Consider the following 15547-nt stretch of genomic DNA (forward strand, 5'->3'; position numbering starts at 1 on the left):
TTGTGCGCCTGTATGAAGGCGACCATGTTGAGCACCGGTTAGGGGCCGGTGCGTGAATAAGGTTTGAACAGCCTATATGCGCGGCTTTCGTAACTGTCAGCCCCTCCCCTTCGTTCCGGACTGCGCCATGCTGTCTGCCTCGCACGCGAGCGCGCGCGTGTAGGCGCGAGGGGTGACAGACATGTTTCGCTCCGCTAGTGCGAAAGTCAGAAACATTGCTTACCCGAAAAAGAGAATCGCATTGACCGACGAGACCGCCCTCGCCGACCCTTCGGATATCAGCCCCGTCAGCATCGTCGACGAGATGAAGACGAGCTATCTCGACTATGCGATGTCGGTGATCGTCTCGCGCGCGCTGCCCGACGTCCGCGACGGACTGAAGCCGGTTCACCGCCGCATTCTCTTCGGCGCGCACGAAGCGGGCTTTGTCTACAACCGTCCTTATCGCAAGTCCGCCCGCCTGGTCGGTGAGGTCATGGGTAAATATCACCCTCATGGCGACAGCTCGATCTACGACGCCCTGGCGCGCATGACCCAGGACTGGTCGATGAGCGTACCGCTGATCGACGGCCAGGGGAATTTCGGATCGATGGACCCCGATCCGCCGGCCGCTATGCGCTACACCGAGGCGCGCCTAGCCAAGGTCGCTAACGCGTTGCTCGACGATCTCGACAAGAATACGGTCGATTTCACGCCGAACTATGACGCGTCGGAAAGCGAGCCGCAGGTCCTGCCCGCGCGCTTCCCGAACCTGCTGGTAAACGGCGCTGGCGGCATCGCGGTCGGCATGGCGACCAATATTCCGCCGCATAATCTGGGCGAGGTGCTGCGCGCATGCCTTGCCTATATCGACAATCCCGGCATCACCATCGACGAGTTGATCGCGATCGTGCCCGGCCCCGATTTCCCGACCGCACCGCTGATTCTGGGCCAGTCGGGCGCGCGCAGCGCCTATCATACGGGTCGCGGATCGATCATGATGCGCTCGCGCCATGTGATCGAGGAAGGACGCGGGGATCGCCAGTCTATCGTGCTGACCGCCATCCCCTATCAGGTCGGCAAGAACGGCCTTGTCGAAAAGATCGCCGAGGCCGCCAAGGAAAAGCGGATCGAGGGCATCAGCGACATTCGCGACGAATCGAGCCGCGAAGGCGTGCGCATCGTCATGGACCTGAAGCGCGACGCCACGGCCGAAGTCGTGCTGAACCAGTTGTGGCGCAACACCCCCGCGCAATCGAGCTTTCCGGCAAACATGCTCGCCATTCGCGGCGGTCGGCCCGAACTGCTCAACCTGCGCGACATCATCGAAGCGTTCGTCAGGTTCCGCGAAGAGGTCATCACCCGCCGCACCAAGTTCGAGCTCGCCAAGGCGCGGGACCGAGCGCATATCTTGCTCGGCCTGGTCGTCGCGGTCACGAACCTCGACGAGATGGTGAAAATCATCCGGGGATCGTCGAGCCCGGCCGAGGCGCGCGAAAAGCTGTTGGCGCGCGAATGGCCGATCGGTGAGATCGCGCCTTACATCCGGCTGGTCGAGGCGATCGACACGGAGATTTCGGGCGACGTCTACAAGCTGTCCGATCTTCAGGTCCGGGCCATTCTGGATCTGCGCCTGCACCGCCTCACGGCGCTCGGTCGCGACGAGATCGGTAAGGAACTGGCCGAACTGGCCGAGGCCATCGCGGAATATCTCGCCATATTGGGCGACCGGGTGAAGCTCTACGCTGTCATGCGCGAGGAATTCGAGGCGATCGAGCGCGAATTCGCCAAGCCGCGCCGCTCGGAAATCACGGCCGCTGCCGACGGCATCGACGACGAGGATCTCATCGAGCGCGAGGAGATGGTCGTCACCGTCACGGTGCAGGGCTATATCAAGCGCACGCCGCTTGAAAGCTTCCGGGCGCAGGCGCGCGGCGGCAAGGGCCGGTCCGGCATGGCGACCAAGGATGAAGACGCGATCACCGAATTGTTCGTGACCTCGACTCATACGCCGGTGCTGTTCTTCTCGACCGCCGGCAAGGTCTATCGCATGAAAGTCTGGCGCCTGCCCGAAGGCGGCCCCGCGACGCGCGGGCGGCCGATGATCAACCTGTTGCCGCTGGGTCCGGGCGAAACCATCCGCACCGTTCTGCCGCTGCCCGAGGATGAGGATAGCTGGAAGGAGCTGCACGTCATGTTCGCGACCGCGAACGGTACGGTTCGCCGCAACAGCATGGACGCCTTCGCCAATGTGCCGAGCAACGGCAAGCTGGCGATGCGCTTCGACGAGGGCAGCGACGATCGTCTGATCGGGGTCGCGCTTCTGACCGAGGAAGATGATGTCCTGCTGGCGACGCGCCAGGGCAAGGCGATCCGTTTTGCCGCGACCGACGTGCGCGAATTCCAGAGCCGCACCTCGACCGGCGTACGCGGCATGACCCTGAAACCCGATGACGAGGTGATATCGCTGTCGATCCTCAAAGGTTTCGACGCCACCCCCGACGAGCGCGAGGCCTATCTGCGCGCCGCGCCGTGGAAGGAAAACGAGATCGCGCCGACGCTGGCTCCCGACCGCGTCAGCCAGTTTGCCGCGGCGGAGCAGTTCATCCTGACCGTCTGCGCCAATGGCTATGGCAAGCTGTCGTCGGCCTATGATTATCGCCGCACGGGACGTGGCGGTCAGGGTATTACCAACATCGACAATATAGCTCGCAATGGCCCTGTGGTCGGCAGTTTCCCGGTGGCGCATGAAGATCATCTGATGCTCGTCACCGATCAGGCGAAGCTGATCCGCATGGGCCTCGATTCGATGCGCGTCATCGGCCGCAACTCGGCCGGCGTCCGGCTGTTCAACGTGGCGGAAAACGAGCATGTGGTGAGCGCCGCCCGGATCGAGGATAATGAGACGGCCGAGGATGCACTGGACGCGGCGATCGAGGACGCCGCCGACCTGCCAGGCGCGTCGGGGCCGGCGGACGAATGACGGAGCTGTTCGCCTACAAGATCCTGACCGCCGAACAATTTGACCAGCTCAAGGCCGATGGCGTCTTTCGCGGCGCGCCGGTCGATCTGACCGATGGCTATATCCATCTGTCGACCCGAGATCAGGCGGCGGAAACGGCGGCGAAGCATTTCGCCGGGCAGGACCGGCTCGTCATGGTCATGGTCGATCTCGCTCCGTTCGGCGACTCGATTCGGTGGGAGACCTCACGGGGCGGTGCGCTGTTCCCCCATCTCTATGGCGATCTTCCGCTGAGCGCTGTCGCGGGCAAGGTGGTGCTGCGCATCGGGGATGACGGCTTACATCAGTTCCCGGCGGGGTTCTGATCCACTTTCGCCATCCGCACCACGCGCCCGCGCTGCAACCAATAGTCCCAACCACCCCAGCGGATATGCGACGACGTGATCGCCGCGATCTGCAATGCCAGATGGCACCATGTCACGACGAACGGCGCGGCGATATCCCACCACAGCGACCGGCGCGCTGCTCGCGCCTGCCCGCGATCGACCACGCCGGCGATGATCCTCGCCCGCACAAGCGCCCGTCCCCATGCCGCGCCATAGCCGATGGCAACGGCCGCCCATCCGCCCCAATTAAACGCCCAGACCCAGCCGGCCGACTGAACAGCGACGGCCAGCGTCGCCAGCATCCACATGGACGGACTGTTGGCGACGATATGCCGATATTGCCGCACGCCGAAGCCCAGCGCCGCTCGGCCGTCCCCGTCCAGCGGACTGGCCACCAGAAGATCGCGCACCGGTCGCAACCGCAGCTTGGCGCGCCAACCCGCCAGCCCGATCGCCATATCGTCGGACAGCCGGCCCGCCATCGCCGCCTCAAGACCGAGCCGCTCGGCCGTCTCCCGCGTCAGCGCCATCGCCCCGCCCCATGGCATGGTCGCACTGGCGAATCGCGGCAGGGTCGCGAGCTGCATTTCGACCGCTCCGATCAACGCATGCACTGGGGTTGCGCGTGGCAGCAGCAGGCGATAGCCCGTGACGACATCCGCCTTGTCACGAACCAGCGGGAACAACAGTCGACCCACCAGCCGCGCGGGTGGTTCGATGTCCGCATCGATAAAGACGATGTAGCGATCGTCGGGGCGAAGAGCGCGCAACGCGGCGCGCAGCTTGTGTACCTTCTGGCCCTCATCGTTCGCGACACCGGCATGAACGATCTGCACCCAGCCCCTCTCCCGCTCCGCCAGCGCTTCGGCGGCCGGGCATTGGCCCGATGTCGCGATACACAGTCGGAACGGCGCACTCTGGGCCTTCAGCCGTTCGATCAAGGCGGCACCGCCATCCCACTCGTCACGCACCGACAATAGTATGACGACGCCGTCGGGTGCTTCGATCTGCCTGTCTCTCGGCAAATGCCGCAGATAATTTGCGACGCCCAGCAAGGTCAGCCCTTGCAGCAACAGCCATATCACCAGCATCATCGTCACGCCCCATGTCACGGCTATTTACCGCCACCCGCTCTGCTGTATGACGCTCGGGCTATGCTCTCCAACCCCTTTCTCTTCGCTCTGCTGCGTATCCTTCCCGCCGCGATTGCCTCGTGGATCGGCGGCTGGCTCTCCGCCCATGTCGCCCGCCCCCGGATGAAGCTGCGCGACGCCCGCGCGCGGACGAACCTCTCGATTCTTCGGCCGGATCTTTCGCCAGCCGAGCGGGAGGATATGCTGACGCGGCGCTGGTTCAATATCGGTCGCACGATGGGCGAACTCGCCAATATCGACCGGCTGGTGAACGACCGCCATGTAAGGGTCGAGGATCGCGTCGGCTATCAGGCCGTGCTGGACGGGCCGGGGCCGATGATCAGCCTGACAGTGCACACCGGCAATTGGGACCTGCTCGCCGCGCATATCAAGGCGTCGACCGACCGGCCGGGCCTGGGCATCTATGAGCCGCCCGAAAATCCGGCACAGGCGGCGCTGCTTAAGCGCGCGCGGCAAAGTTATATGGGCGAGGCGATCGGCGGCGAAGGCGCGGCGCGCGGCGTGTTCAAACATCTGACCCAGAAGGAGCGCGCCACCCTCTATATTCTCGTAGACGAGCGGCGCGACGGGCAGGTGTGGTTCCCGACCTTCGGTCGCGATCTGGCGCCGTCGGGCAATCTGTCCGTCGCGCTGCGGCTCGCGCGCAAGGTCGGCGCGACATTCCTGCCCTTCTATCTCGCACGCACCAGCGGGCCGCATTTCACTCTGCGCTGGCACCCTCCGCTCGACCCGCAGGACCTGGACGATGCGGAAATCGTGCGCCAGCTCGACGCCTTTCTCGGACCGGCCTGCGTCGCTCATGCCGACCAGTGGCTGGCCCTGCATGATATGGACCTCACCCAGCCGGTTCCGGCGCGGCCCGTACCCGCGCAGATGTGACTTGAAGCGTTCGAGCGTCTAAAGCGCCTCCATGTCCCGAATCGCGATCAAGATCTGCGGTCTTTCGACCAGCGACACTGTGGGCGCGGCGGTGCGCGCGGGGGCAAGCCATGTCGGCTTCGTCCATTTCCGCAAAAGCCCGCGCCATGTCGACGTGGGGCAAATGCAGTCGCTCGCGGCAATCGCGCCTGCCCATGTCGAGCGCGTCGCCGTGGTCGTCGACCCGGACGACGACATGCTGGCGGCGCTGACGGCCGGCGGGATGCTCAGCGCGATCCAGTTGCACGGCAAGGAGTCGCCCGACCGCGTCGCCGCCATCCGTCGCCGTTTCGGCCTTTCGGTATGGAAAGCGATTTCGGTCAAGACCCGCGCCGACATCGCTGCGGCGGACGCATATGTCGGCATCGCCGACCGCCTGCTGTTTGACGCCAAGACGCCAGACGGCGCCGCGCTGCCCGGCGGCATGGGCCTGCGTTTCGACTGGACGCTGTTGCGCGGCCTGGCGCTTCCCATGCCGTGGGGACTTTCAGGCGGGCTGGGGATCGGTAATGCGGCAGACGCGATCCGCATCACCGATGCGCCGTTGGTCGACATTTCGTCCGGCGTGGAAAGCGCGCCGGGCATCAAGGATGTGGACAAGATCATGGCCTTCTGCAAAGCGGTTGCACAATGCTGACCATGACCGCCCTTACCGAGCCTAGCCGGACTCGATGGCGCTGAACGCTTGCCGAAGCGAACGCCCATGCCTGCCCGAAGGACCTGAACGATCATGACCGACCCACTCACTTTGCCCAACAGCCTGCGAAGCCAGCCCGACGCCAACGGCCATTTCGGCCAGTTCGGCGGTCGCTACGTCGCCGAAACGCTGATGCCGCTCATTCTGGAACTGGAGCGCGTCTATCGGGCGGCGAAGATCGACCCGGCGTTCGAGGAAGAGTTTGAGCAGCTCCTCAAACAATATGTCGGCAGGCCGAACCCGCTTTATTATGCCAGCCGCCTGACCGACGCCCTTCGCGCGGACGCGCCTGCCGGTAAGGGCGCGAAAATCTACCTCAAGCGCGAAGAGCTGAACCATACCGGCGCGCACAAGATCAACAACTGCATCGGCCAGGCGCTGCTCGCCCGCCGCATGGGCAAGAATAAGGTGATCGCCGAGACCGGCGCTGGCCAGCATGGCGTCGCCACCGCCACCGTCGCCGCGCTGTTCGGCATGGAATGCAAAATCTTCATGGGCGCTAAGGACGTCGAGCGACAAAAGCCCAATGTCTTTCGCATGAAACTGCTGGGGGCGGAGGTGATCCCGGTCACGTCGGGATCGCAAACGCTCAAGGATTCAATGAATGACGCGCTGCGTCATTGGGTATCGAACGTCCACGACACATTTTATATCATCGGCACCGCCGCCGGCCCGCATCCCTATCCCGAACTGGTCCGCGATTTTCAGTCGGTCATCGGCAAGGAAATCCGCGCCCAGATCATGGAGGCCGAAGGCCGCCTGCCCGACATGCTGATCGCGCCGGTCGGTGGCGGCTCCAACGCCATCGGCATGTTCCATCCCTTCCTCGACGACCCCGAAGTCGCAATGATCGGCGTCGAGGCGGCGGGAGAAGGATTACAAGGCAAGCACGCCGCCAGCCTCGCAGGTGGCGCGTCGGGCATCCTGCATGGCAACCGCACCTATCTGCTTCAGGACGAGGACGGACAGATCACCGAAGCGCACAGCATTTCGGCGGGTCTCGACTATCCCGGCATCGGCCCCGAACATAGCTGGCTGCACGAGATCGGCCGGGTGCAATATCTGCCGATCACCGATGATGAGGCGCTTGCGAGCTTCCAGACGCTTTCGGCGCTCGAAGGCATCATCCCCGCGCTCGAATCCGCGCATGCCGTCGCCGCCGCACAGAAGATCGCGCCGACACTAGACGCCGACAAGATCCTCGTCATCAATCTGTCGGGCCGGGGCGACAAGGACATTTTCACCGTCGCTAACGCCCTGGGAGTGGAAATGTGAGCGCCGCCCCGATGGATCGCCTCTTCGCCCGCTTCGACGCCTGCCGAGCGCAGGGCCGCGCCGCACTCATCACCTTCGTGACGGCTGGAGACCCGACGCCGGCGGATTCGCCCGCAATCCTCGACGCGCTTGTTGCGGGCGGGGCGGACATCATCGAACTGGGCATGCCCTTTACCGATCCGATGGCCGACGGGCAGGCGATCGAACTCGCCAATCTGCGCAGCCTGGGTTCAGGCACGAAGACGAAGGATATTTTCGCCATCGCTGCGGCCTTTCGCGTGCGGCATCCCGCCGTGCCGCTGGTGCTGATGGGCTATGCCAATCCGATGCTCGTGCGCGGGCCGGACTGGTTCGCCGACCAGTGCAGGGACGCCGGTGTCGATGGCGTGATCTGCGTCGACGTGCCGCCCGAAGAAGATCGCGAGATCGGCCCCGCTTTGCGCGCCGCCGGCGTGCACCTCATCCGCCTTGCGACGCCCACGACGGACGCGGCGCGCCTGCCCGCCGTGCTGGAAGGCGCAAGCGGCTTTCTCTATCATGTCTCGGTCGCGGGGGTGACTGGGCGGCAGCAGGCAGCGACCGCCTCGGTCGAACAGGCTGTGGCGAAGCTGAAGGCCGCGACCAGCCTGCCCGTGGCGGTAGGTTTCGGCGTCCGTTCGCCAGAACAGGCAGCCGCCATCGGCCGCAGTGCGGACGGTGTCGTCGTCGGGTCGGCCATCGTCGATATCATCGGCTCGCATGGCGACGCCGCCGCGCCGCTGGTGCAGGAATTCGTCGCTGCCCTGCGCGGGGCGCTCAACAATAACAGCCCTCATTTCCGGGAGACCGCCGCATGAGCTGGATCAACCGCGTCCGCAACGCCATCCCCTTCATCGCGAAGAAGGAAGGCACGGCCGAAACGCTCTGGCATAAATGCCCGTCCTGTCACGAGATGGTCTTCATCAAGGAATGGGAGGAGAATCTCTCCGTCTGCCCGCGTTGCGACCATCATGACCGGATCGGCCCGGCCGAGCGGTTCGAACAGATTCTCGACGCCGGTTTCATCCTGTTGCCGACGCCGCAGGTGCAGGAAGATCCGCTCAAATTCCGCGATTCCAAGAAATATCCCGATCGCATCAGGGCGGCGCGCCAGTCGACCGGCGATCAGGACGCGCTGATCAATGCGCGCGGCGCGATCGACGATGTGCCGCTGGTGCTGGGCGTCCAGAATTTCGCCTTCATGGGCGGGTCCATGGGCATGGGTGTGGGCGCGGCCTTCATCCAGGGGGTCAATGACGCGATCGCGCATGAATGCCCCTATGTGATCCTGACGGCGGCGGGCGGCGCTCGCATGCAGGAGGGCATATTGTCGCTTATGCAGATGCCGCGCGCGACCGTCGCCATCCGCAAGCTGCACGCGGCGGGCCTGCCCTATATCGTCGTGCTGACCGACCCGACGACGGGCGGTGTGACCGCCAGCTATGCGATGCTCGGCGATGTCCAGATTTCCGAACCCAATGCGCTCATCGGCTTCGCAGGCCAGCGGGTCATCGAAAGCACGATTCGCGAAAAACTGCCTGAAGGATTCCAGCGGGCCGAATATCTGCGGGATCATGGCATGATCGACATGGTCGTGCATCGGCGCGACCTGCGCGATACGCTAGCGCGGGTGATTGGCTACCTGATGCCCGCCACCGCGAATTGACCTTTCCATAATGGAGGCGCGCCTTGCCCGATCATGCCGTCTCCGATGATCCAGAGGTCCAGTCACAGCTTGACCGGCTTGCGATCCTCTCCCCCGGGGCGGACATATTGGGGCTGGAGCGGATCACCGCGCTGCTCGCGCGCCTTGGCGATCCGCACCTAGCGCTCCCCCCCGTTTTCCACGTCGCCGGCACCAACGGCAAAGGCTCCACATGCGCCTTTCTGCGCGCCGCGCTGGAGGCCGACGGCAAGACTGTCCACGTCTTCACCTCGCCCCATTTGGTGCGCTTCAACGAACGTGTGCGCGTTTCCGGCCAGTTGATCGAGGACGCAGCGCTCGCAACCTATCTCGAACGCGTGCTGGATGTCGCCGAAGGGATCGGCGCGAGCTTCTTCGAAGTGACGACCGCCGCCGCCTTCCTCGCCTTCGCAGAGCATCCCGCCGACGCGTCGATCATCGAGGTGGGGCTTGGCGGCCGGCTGGATGCGACCAATGTAATTCCCAACCCCGTCGTTTGCGGCATCGCCCAGCTTGGAATCGATCATCAGTCTTTTCTCGGAAACTCTCTTAAGGAGATCGCCACGGAAAAGGCCGGCATAGCCAAAGCCGGCGCACCGCTGGTCACGCAGCGCTACCCCGAATCGCTCCACGCCGTCATGATGCAGGCGGCGACCCATGCCGGCACACGATGGCTCGCAATGGGCCAGAGCTGGGACGCGGCAAGCTATCGCGACCGGCTGCACTATCGCGATGCGCAGGGCCGGATCGAAACACCCCTGCCCCGCCTGTCCGGCGCGCACCAGCTTCAGAATGCCGCGCTTGCCTTCGCCATGTTGCGGCATCAGCAGATTATTCCCGTGGCCGAAGCCGCGATCAAGGCCGCGCCGCTCTGGGCGCACTGGCCAGCGAGGCTTCAGCGGCTCGATCACGGTCCCTTGCTGGCGCCGCTCCCCGAACAAAGCGAGGTCTGGCTCGACGGCGGGCATAATGCGAGCGCAGGCGAGGCGATCAGCGCCTTTTTCGATGAAGACCGGCTGGCGGGTGAGCGGCTTCATCTGGTCATCGGCATGCTCGCCAACAAGGATGTGGACGCCTTCCTGTCACCCTTTGCTGGCGGGATCGCCCATATTCACGCCTTGTCGGTGCAGGGGCATGATCATCACCCGGCCGAGCGGTTCGCGGCGACCGCCGCCCGTTGGGGCATTGGCTGCACCGCCCACGCTTCGCCCGCCGATGCCATCGGGACGATCGCCGCCCAGTCCCGCGCCGCCCCTAAAATACTGATCGCAGGTTCGCTCTATCTCGCTGGCGAAATTTTGCGACTGAACGAGCAAATTCCAGACTGATTATACTTGCGAATGCCTCGCAATAGCGTAAATTGCTTTTATCGATCCCGATGAGAGGCGAGGAAGCATGATGAACGCAGCGAGCTTACCCCAGCAATTGTCCCGCGAAATGCCGCAGGGATATGGCAACCGCCTGTTCCTGTTCGTGATGCGGCGGATGGCGAGCGCGGGCGTGGACGACGCCCATGCCGCCAACGCGCTGCTCGGCGCGTTCGGGCGCAGCTACCGGCGGCCGTTGGTGTTGATGCGAGCGATGATGCTGGAATTTGCGCGCATGTCGAGCCGCAGGATATTGGTCGCGCCCTGTTGTTGCTCGCGCATGACCGCCGACGAAGCGCTGATAATGCGTGCCGCCGGGGAAGCGTTGCGCGACCCGCGTATCGCATATGATCATGTCAGCGCCCTGCTCGGCAACGATCATGCGCTGGGCGCGCTTACCTGTATGCAGGCGGTGGCGCAGGCCCATGCCGATCTTGGCCGTCCGCTCGATCTCTACGCGGGCTGATCGCCTGCTTCGCGCGCCGCCGTGCCGACGCTCGCGTCGATCAGGCCGGCGCGCATCATCAGCCAGAACAGCACTATGCCCGGCACGGCGAGCACGGTCGTCAGCAGATAGAATTGCACATAGCCGAATCGCTCGATCATGGTCCCGGCGGTCGTGCCGGTCAGGAACCGGCCGACGATGCTCGCCGCCGCAGAGATCAGCGCATATTGCGCCGCCGTGAAGCGCAGATCGCACAGCGCGGAGAAATAAGCGACGACAGTCACGCCGCCGATCCCGCTCGCGAAATTCTCGAACCCGATCGCGCCCGCCATGCCCCAATTGCTGTGACCTGCCGCCGCGAGCACCGCGAAGCTGAGGTTGGAAACGCCCATGAGAAACAGGCTGAACAGCACCGACCGCTTCATGCCCAGCCTGGCGTAGAGGATGCCGCCCACGAATATGCCGATCAGATAGGCCCAGAAGCCGATGCCGATATCGTAGATCGCGATCTCGTCATTGGTGAAACCCATATCGTCGAACAACAGCCGGAAAGTCAGATTGGCGAGCGTATCGCCGATCTTGTGCAGCAGTATGAACAGCAGGACGAGCAGCGCCCCGCGACGCTGGAAAAATTCGGCCAACGGGCCAGCGATCGACTGCCAGACCTCGCTCATCCCCCGCCGCCCGGCGGGCTCGCGCCGCCGTTCCGGCTCGCCGAGCACAAGCCCGGTCAGCATCGCGGGCAGCGCAAAAATCGCACACGCCATATAGGCCCCGGACCAGCCGATCCGCGCCGCCAGCACCAGTGCCAGTCCACCGGCCGCTACCGAACCGATGCGCCAGCCATATTGCGACATGCCCGATCCGACGCCGAGCTGCTCGGGCTTGAGCATCTCGATGCGATAGGCGTCGATCACGATGTCGAGCGTCGCTCCGGCCATGCCGACGAGGATGGCGGCATAGGCCGTCTGCAACAGGCCGGCGGTCGGATCGACCAGCGCCAGATTGACGACTGCCGCCATGACGAGCGCGCCGGCGAACACCAGCCAGGACACACGCTGGCCAAGCCGCCCGAGCAACGGGAGGCGAACCCCGTCTACTACCCAGGCCCACAGCCATTTGAGATTATAGACAAGGAATGCGAGCGTGAAGGCGGTGACCGCCTTTTTATCGATGCCATCCTGCGCCAGCCGGGTCGTCAGCGTGGCCCCGATCATCGCATAGGGAAAGCCCGACGAAATCCCCAAGAAAAAGGCCGCGAGCGGGGCCTTTTCGACATAGGGCTTCACGGCATCCAGCCAGCCGGTGCGGCCCGTTGCGGCGTCGGTCATTCAGCCCAATCCCCCGATGGCGATTCAAAGGGGCACCATATGAGCAAATCCGGCGCTGGCAACCCACCGCGAGGGTCAGCGAGGGTCCGCAAACAAATGGAATCCCGCCGGGGCGCGGGGCCGGGCGCTGCCGCGCAACACGGCATCGACCAGATTGATGGCTCCCACCAGGTCGCGGGGCGCATAGGGCTTGGCAAGGCAACCGACCGCAAGCTCGCGCGCATGCGCCGGACATGCGCCGGTCACGAACAGCACCGGCAGATCGCGTTCGCGGGCATGCCGCGCCAGATCCACGCCCGTCTTTTCGCCGTGAAGATTGACATCCGCGATGATCAGGTCGACGCCGCCCGCGTCGATTACGGCCACGGCATGATCATAATCCTCGACGGTCGCGGCGATCCGAAAGCCGGCCTGCTCCAGCGCATGCTCATTGTCGAAGGCGACCAGAGGCTCATCCTCCACCACCAAAATGTTGTGGATGGCTTTGCCGACCGCCCCTTTAACTCGCCCGAAAAACATTTGCCGATCCGCCCTCTTTGCGCCATGCAACCGCTAAACGCCGCGCCCCCGTTTCCGGTTGCCCGGCAAGCCAGGCGTTTCCCCTCGCGCAAGCGCCGGGATGGCACCATTAAGCCTATTACTGGCACCCGCCGATATGGGGAGAGCCAGTCCCCAAGAAAAGGAACTGCACCTTGGAACCGCCAAAAAAATCAGGACCGCCCCGCCGGGCTGGACCGGGCGGCCCGAAACGTCCCGGTGGCCCCGATGGCCCGGCCAAAGGCCCGGGGCAAAAAACCGGCGGCTCCAGACCGGGCAGCTTTTCGGCAAACAAGGCATCCCGCGCCAAAGCGGAAGCGGCACGATCGGAGAGCAGAGCCGCGCCGTCGCGTCCCGGTGCGCCTCGCCCGGCTAATGCGCGTCCGGATGCCGCGCGCGCCTATGCCAGCAAGCCCGCATTCGGGAAAAAGACCACAGCGTCCGCATCTCCCGCAAACCCGCATCCCGCACGAGCCGCCGCCAGCGCCGATGGCAAGGGCGAGCCGCAGCGGATCGCCAAGCTGCTCGCCCGCGCCGGGGTCGCTTCGCGCAGGGAAGTGGAGCGGATGATCGAGGAAGGGCGCGTCACGCTGGACGGCGTCGCCATCGAAACGCCGGCCACGCTGCTGACATCGCTATATGGCGTCGCGGTCGATGGCGTCGCTATCAACGCGCCTCCGCCCGCGCGGCTGTTCCTGTTTCACAAGCCGTCGGGCTATCTGACCGCCGAGCGCGATCCGCAAGGCCGCCCGACAATCTATGATCGGCTGCCAGACGATCTGCCGCGCGTCATTCCGATCGGCCGGCTCGACATGACGACCGAAGGCCTTTTGCTGCTAACCACCGATGGCGGCTTCAAGCGCCAGATGGAGCTGCCCTCGACGGGCGTACCTCGCACCTACCGCGCCCGCGCCTTTGGTGAGGTCAGCCAGCAGCAGCTTGAGGATCTGTTCGATGGCATCGAAATCGATGGCATCCGCTACGGTCCGATCGAGGCCAATCTTGAGCGGCGCACCGGCCGGAACCAGTGGATCGAAATGACCCTGACCGAAGGCAAGAACCGCGAGGTGCGCCGCGTGCTCGAACATATGGGGCTTCAGGTCAACCGCCTGATCCGCACCAGCTATGGTCCGTTTCTCCTCGCCGACCTGGCACCGGGCAAAGTCGAAGAGGTGCGCCAGCATGATCTCGTCCAGTTCCGCGCCAGCCTGAAGAACAAGGCATGAGGATCATCGCGGGTCAATGGCGCGGCCGCCCGTTGATCGCGCCGAAGGGCGACGCCACGCGTCCCACCGCCGATCGCACGCGTGAAACGTTATTTTCGATGCTCGTCAGCCGACTCGGTTCGTTCGAGGGGCTGGCGGTCGGTGATTTCTTCGCAGGGTCCGGGGCATTGGGTTTTGAGGCGCTATCGCGCGGCGCCGGCTCCTGCCTCTTCGTCGAGCAAGACAAGCCGGCGATCGACGCGATCCGCGCCAATGGCGACCGGCTCGGCATCCGCCCAGACATTCGCACCTCAAGCGTTCTTTCGCTGGGAAGCAGCCAGAGGCCGCTCGATCTGCTGTTCATGGACCCGCCCTATGGCACCGGAGCGGGGGCGGTGGCCCTCGACAAATTGTCCCGCCTCGGCTGGACCGGGCCCGCCAGCTGGATCAGCATCGAGACGGATCGTCGTGAGGATATATTGGTCAAGGGCTTTATCATCGATGCGGTGCGCGATGTCGGCAAGGCGCGGCTGACCCTGCTTCGTGCCGATGCCTGAAGCGGTCCGGGTCCCGCAAAGCACAGGCTTCACGAGACCCTGATCGATGATTAACGGTGGCGGCGCGCCTTACGCTGCCCTTCGCCGCGATTGATGCAGCTATCCTGCACCGTCTTGCTGCAAACCGGATAGTCCTTCGCTTCGGTCGGTGGCGGCGTGACGTTGCCCCCTACCGTGACCGGATTGGCGGACGTTCCAACCGGCGCTGTGGCATCCTTCGGCGCATCGGCCGGCGCTGGCACCATACCGGTATCGGCCGGAACCGCGCCGGTCGGCTGGCCTGCGTTGGGATCGGCAGCCTGAGGCGAGGCCGCCGCAGGGCTATCGGTCTGGGTCGCATCGCCCATCGGCATGGACGAAGCGGGATCGGCGGCAGTCGGCTGAGCGGTTTGGGCAGGCGCGGTCTGTGCGACCGCCATGCCTGTCAGACCAGCGGAAAAAGTCAGCAGGGCGGCGCCTGCCAGCATGATGGATTTCATCGGGATCATCCTTCCTTATCTTGTCGGCCCGTTGCATCCGTCAGGATGCGGCACGCGAAGAACCAGCACCGGTAAGCGCCCGTTCCCCTCCCGACGACGAAGCGTGGCTTATGCGCCATGGACTGACCAAAAACGGGGGAATTCAACCCGACGGATAGCGATCGAATTTGGGCAGTTCGTGCGCATCGGCCATCCATGATGGTGCATCCGCCACCTGAATATGGGCCTGCGGCGGGAGAGCCGAAGGATCGTCCAGCGTGCCGGTCTGGATGTCGACCATGCCGGGAAAGGCGACCGGATTTCTGTAAAACAGCCCGGTTCCGCAAGTACCGCAAAACGCGCGACTGACATTGTCGGACGATTGGTACGTCACCGGCGCACCGCTGATTGTCACCCGTTCCTCGGCGAACAAAGCCCAGCCCACCATCGGCGCACCCGCGCTCCTGCGGCAGTCCGAACAATGGCAAAGCGAACTATGTACCGGGTCACCATCGGCCTTATACGCGATGGCGCCGCATTGGCATCGGCCCGTGACCATATCTTCCTCCTTGCG

The 15547-nt window shown here is 64.6% G+C and carries 16 protein-coding genes; 11 read left to right on the forward strand and 5 right to left on the reverse strand.

From position 1 onward, the window contains the following. Positions 1 to 241 precede the first annotated feature (241 nt). Both gyrA and WG907_RS12510 read left to right on the forward strand, forming a co-directional pair. On the forward strand, positions 242 to 2962 hold the full coding sequence (gene gyrA, locus WG907_RS12505) for a DNA gyrase subunit A (protein ID WP_340233224.1): 2721 nt from the start codon (positions 242 to 244) through the stop codon (positions 2960 to 2962). After that, a complete protein-coding gene (locus tag WG907_RS12510) occupies positions 2959 to 3306 on the forward strand; it encodes a DUF952 domain-containing protein (protein ID WP_340233226.1) in 348 nt (115 codons plus the stop codon). Before gyrA ends, WG907_RS12510 begins: the two co-directional genes overlap by 4 nt. Here WG907_RS12510 and WG907_RS12515 read toward each other — a convergent pair. Beyond that, complete coding sequence (locus tag WG907_RS12515) at positions 3285 to 4418, reverse strand: glycosyltransferase family 2 protein (protein WP_340233516.1); 1134 nt, start codon at positions 4416 to 4418, stop codon at positions 3285 to 3287. The two genes, WG907_RS12510 and WG907_RS12515, sit on opposite strands and share 22 nt — an antisense overlap. Positions 4419 to 4481: 63 nt before the next feature. On the opposite strand from WG907_RS12515, the gene WG907_RS12520 reads away from it, so the two are divergent. The 7 genes from WG907_RS12520 (at position 4482) to WG907_RS12550 (ending at position 10906) form a co-directional block, all read left to right on the forward strand. Next, the gene (locus WG907_RS12520) at positions 4482 to 5360 is read left to right on the forward strand and encodes a lysophospholipid acyltransferase family protein (RefSeq protein WP_340233228.1); all 879 of its coding nucleotides are present in this window, start codon (positions 4482 to 4484) and stop codon (positions 5358 to 5360) included. 31 nt (positions 5361 to 5391) lie between these two features. Then, positions 5392 to 6036 carry a phosphoribosylanthranilate isomerase gene (locus WG907_RS12525; protein WP_340233230.1) on the forward strand — a complete coding sequence of 215 codons (645 nt, stop codon included), beginning with the start codon at positions 5392 to 5394 and terminating at the stop codon, positions 6034 to 6036. A 93-nt stretch (positions 6037 to 6129) separates the two neighbouring features. Then, positions 6130 to 7371 carry a tryptophan synthase subunit beta gene (gene trpB, locus WG907_RS12530; protein WP_340233232.1) on the forward strand — a complete coding sequence of 414 codons (1242 nt, stop codon included), beginning with the start codon at positions 6130 to 6132 and terminating at the stop codon, positions 7369 to 7371. An 11-nt stretch (positions 7372 to 7382) separates the two neighbouring features. Next, positions 7383 to 8207 carry a tryptophan synthase subunit alpha gene (trpA, locus tag WG907_RS12535; protein ID WP_340233518.1) on the forward strand — a complete coding sequence of 275 codons (825 nt, stop codon included), beginning with the start codon at positions 7383 to 7385 and terminating at the stop codon, positions 8205 to 8207. After that, the gene (accD, locus tag WG907_RS12540; protein ID WP_340233233.1) at positions 8204 to 9055 is read left to right on the forward strand and encodes an acetyl-CoA carboxylase, carboxyltransferase subunit beta; all 852 of its coding nucleotides are present in this window, start codon (positions 8204 to 8206) and stop codon (positions 9053 to 9055) included. Before trpA ends, accD begins: the two co-directional genes overlap by 4 nt. A 23-nt stretch (positions 9056 to 9078) precedes the next feature. Further along, on the forward strand, positions 9079 to 10401 hold the full coding sequence (locus WG907_RS12545) for a bifunctional folylpolyglutamate synthase/dihydrofolate synthase (protein WP_340233235.1): 1323 nt from the start codon (positions 9079 to 9081) through the stop codon (positions 10399 to 10401). A gap of 67 nt (positions 10402 to 10468) precedes the next feature. Next, positions 10469 to 10906 (forward strand): DUF6628 family protein, encoded by a 438-nt coding sequence (locus tag WG907_RS12550; protein ID WP_445326814.1) that lies wholly within the window; start codon positions 10469 to 10471, stop codon positions 10904 to 10906. On the opposite strand, the gene WG907_RS12555 is transcribed toward WG907_RS12550, so the two are convergent. Both WG907_RS12555 and WG907_RS12560 read right to left on the reverse strand, forming a co-directional pair. Then, positions 10894 to 12216 (reverse strand): AmpG family muropeptide MFS transporter, encoded by a 1323-nt coding sequence (locus WG907_RS12555; protein ID WP_340233236.1) that lies wholly within the window; start codon positions 12214 to 12216, stop codon positions 10894 to 10896. The two genes, WG907_RS12550 and WG907_RS12555, sit on opposite strands and share 13 nt — an antisense overlap. A 75-nt stretch (positions 12217 to 12291) precedes the next feature. Next, positions 12292 to 12735 carry a response regulator gene (locus WG907_RS12560; RefSeq protein ID WP_340233237.1) on the reverse strand — a complete coding sequence of 148 codons (444 nt, stop codon included), beginning with the start codon at positions 12733 to 12735 and terminating at the stop codon, positions 12292 to 12294. A 173-nt stretch (positions 12736 to 12908) separates the two neighbouring features. Here WG907_RS12560 and WG907_RS12565 point away from each other — a divergent pair, with 173 nt between their 5' ends. Together WG907_RS12565 and rsmD are read left to right on the forward strand one after the other, a co-directional pair. Then, positions 12909 to 13979 (forward strand): pseudouridine synthase, encoded by a 1071-nt coding sequence (locus WG907_RS12565; RefSeq protein WP_340233239.1) that lies wholly within the window; start codon positions 12909 to 12911, stop codon positions 13977 to 13979. Next, positions 13976 to 14515, forward strand: a complete 540-nt coding sequence (gene rsmD / locus WG907_RS12570) for a 16S rRNA (guanine(966)-N(2))-methyltransferase RsmD (protein WP_340233241.1) — start codon at positions 13976 to 13978, stop codon at positions 14513 to 14515. The genes WG907_RS12565 and rsmD overlap by 4 nt, the downstream gene beginning before the upstream one ends. 50 nt (positions 14516 to 14565) lie before the next feature. On the opposite strand, the gene WG907_RS12575 is transcribed toward rsmD, so the two are convergent. Beyond that, positions 14566 to 14994 (reverse strand): Fe-S oxidoreductase, encoded by a 429-nt coding sequence (locus WG907_RS12575; protein WP_445326815.1) that lies wholly within the window; start codon positions 14992 to 14994, stop codon positions 14566 to 14568. A gap of 142 nt (positions 14995 to 15136) precedes the next feature. Next, positions 15137 to 15532, reverse strand: a complete 396-nt coding sequence (locus WG907_RS12580; RefSeq protein WP_340233245.1) for a GFA family protein — start codon at positions 15530 to 15532, stop codon at positions 15137 to 15139. Between the last annotated feature and the right edge of the window lie 15 nt (positions 15533 to 15547).

This window comes from Sphingobium fluminis, from assembly GCF_037723805.1.
GTDB lineage: Bacteria > Pseudomonadota > Alphaproteobacteria > Sphingomonadales > Sphingomonadaceae > Sphingobium.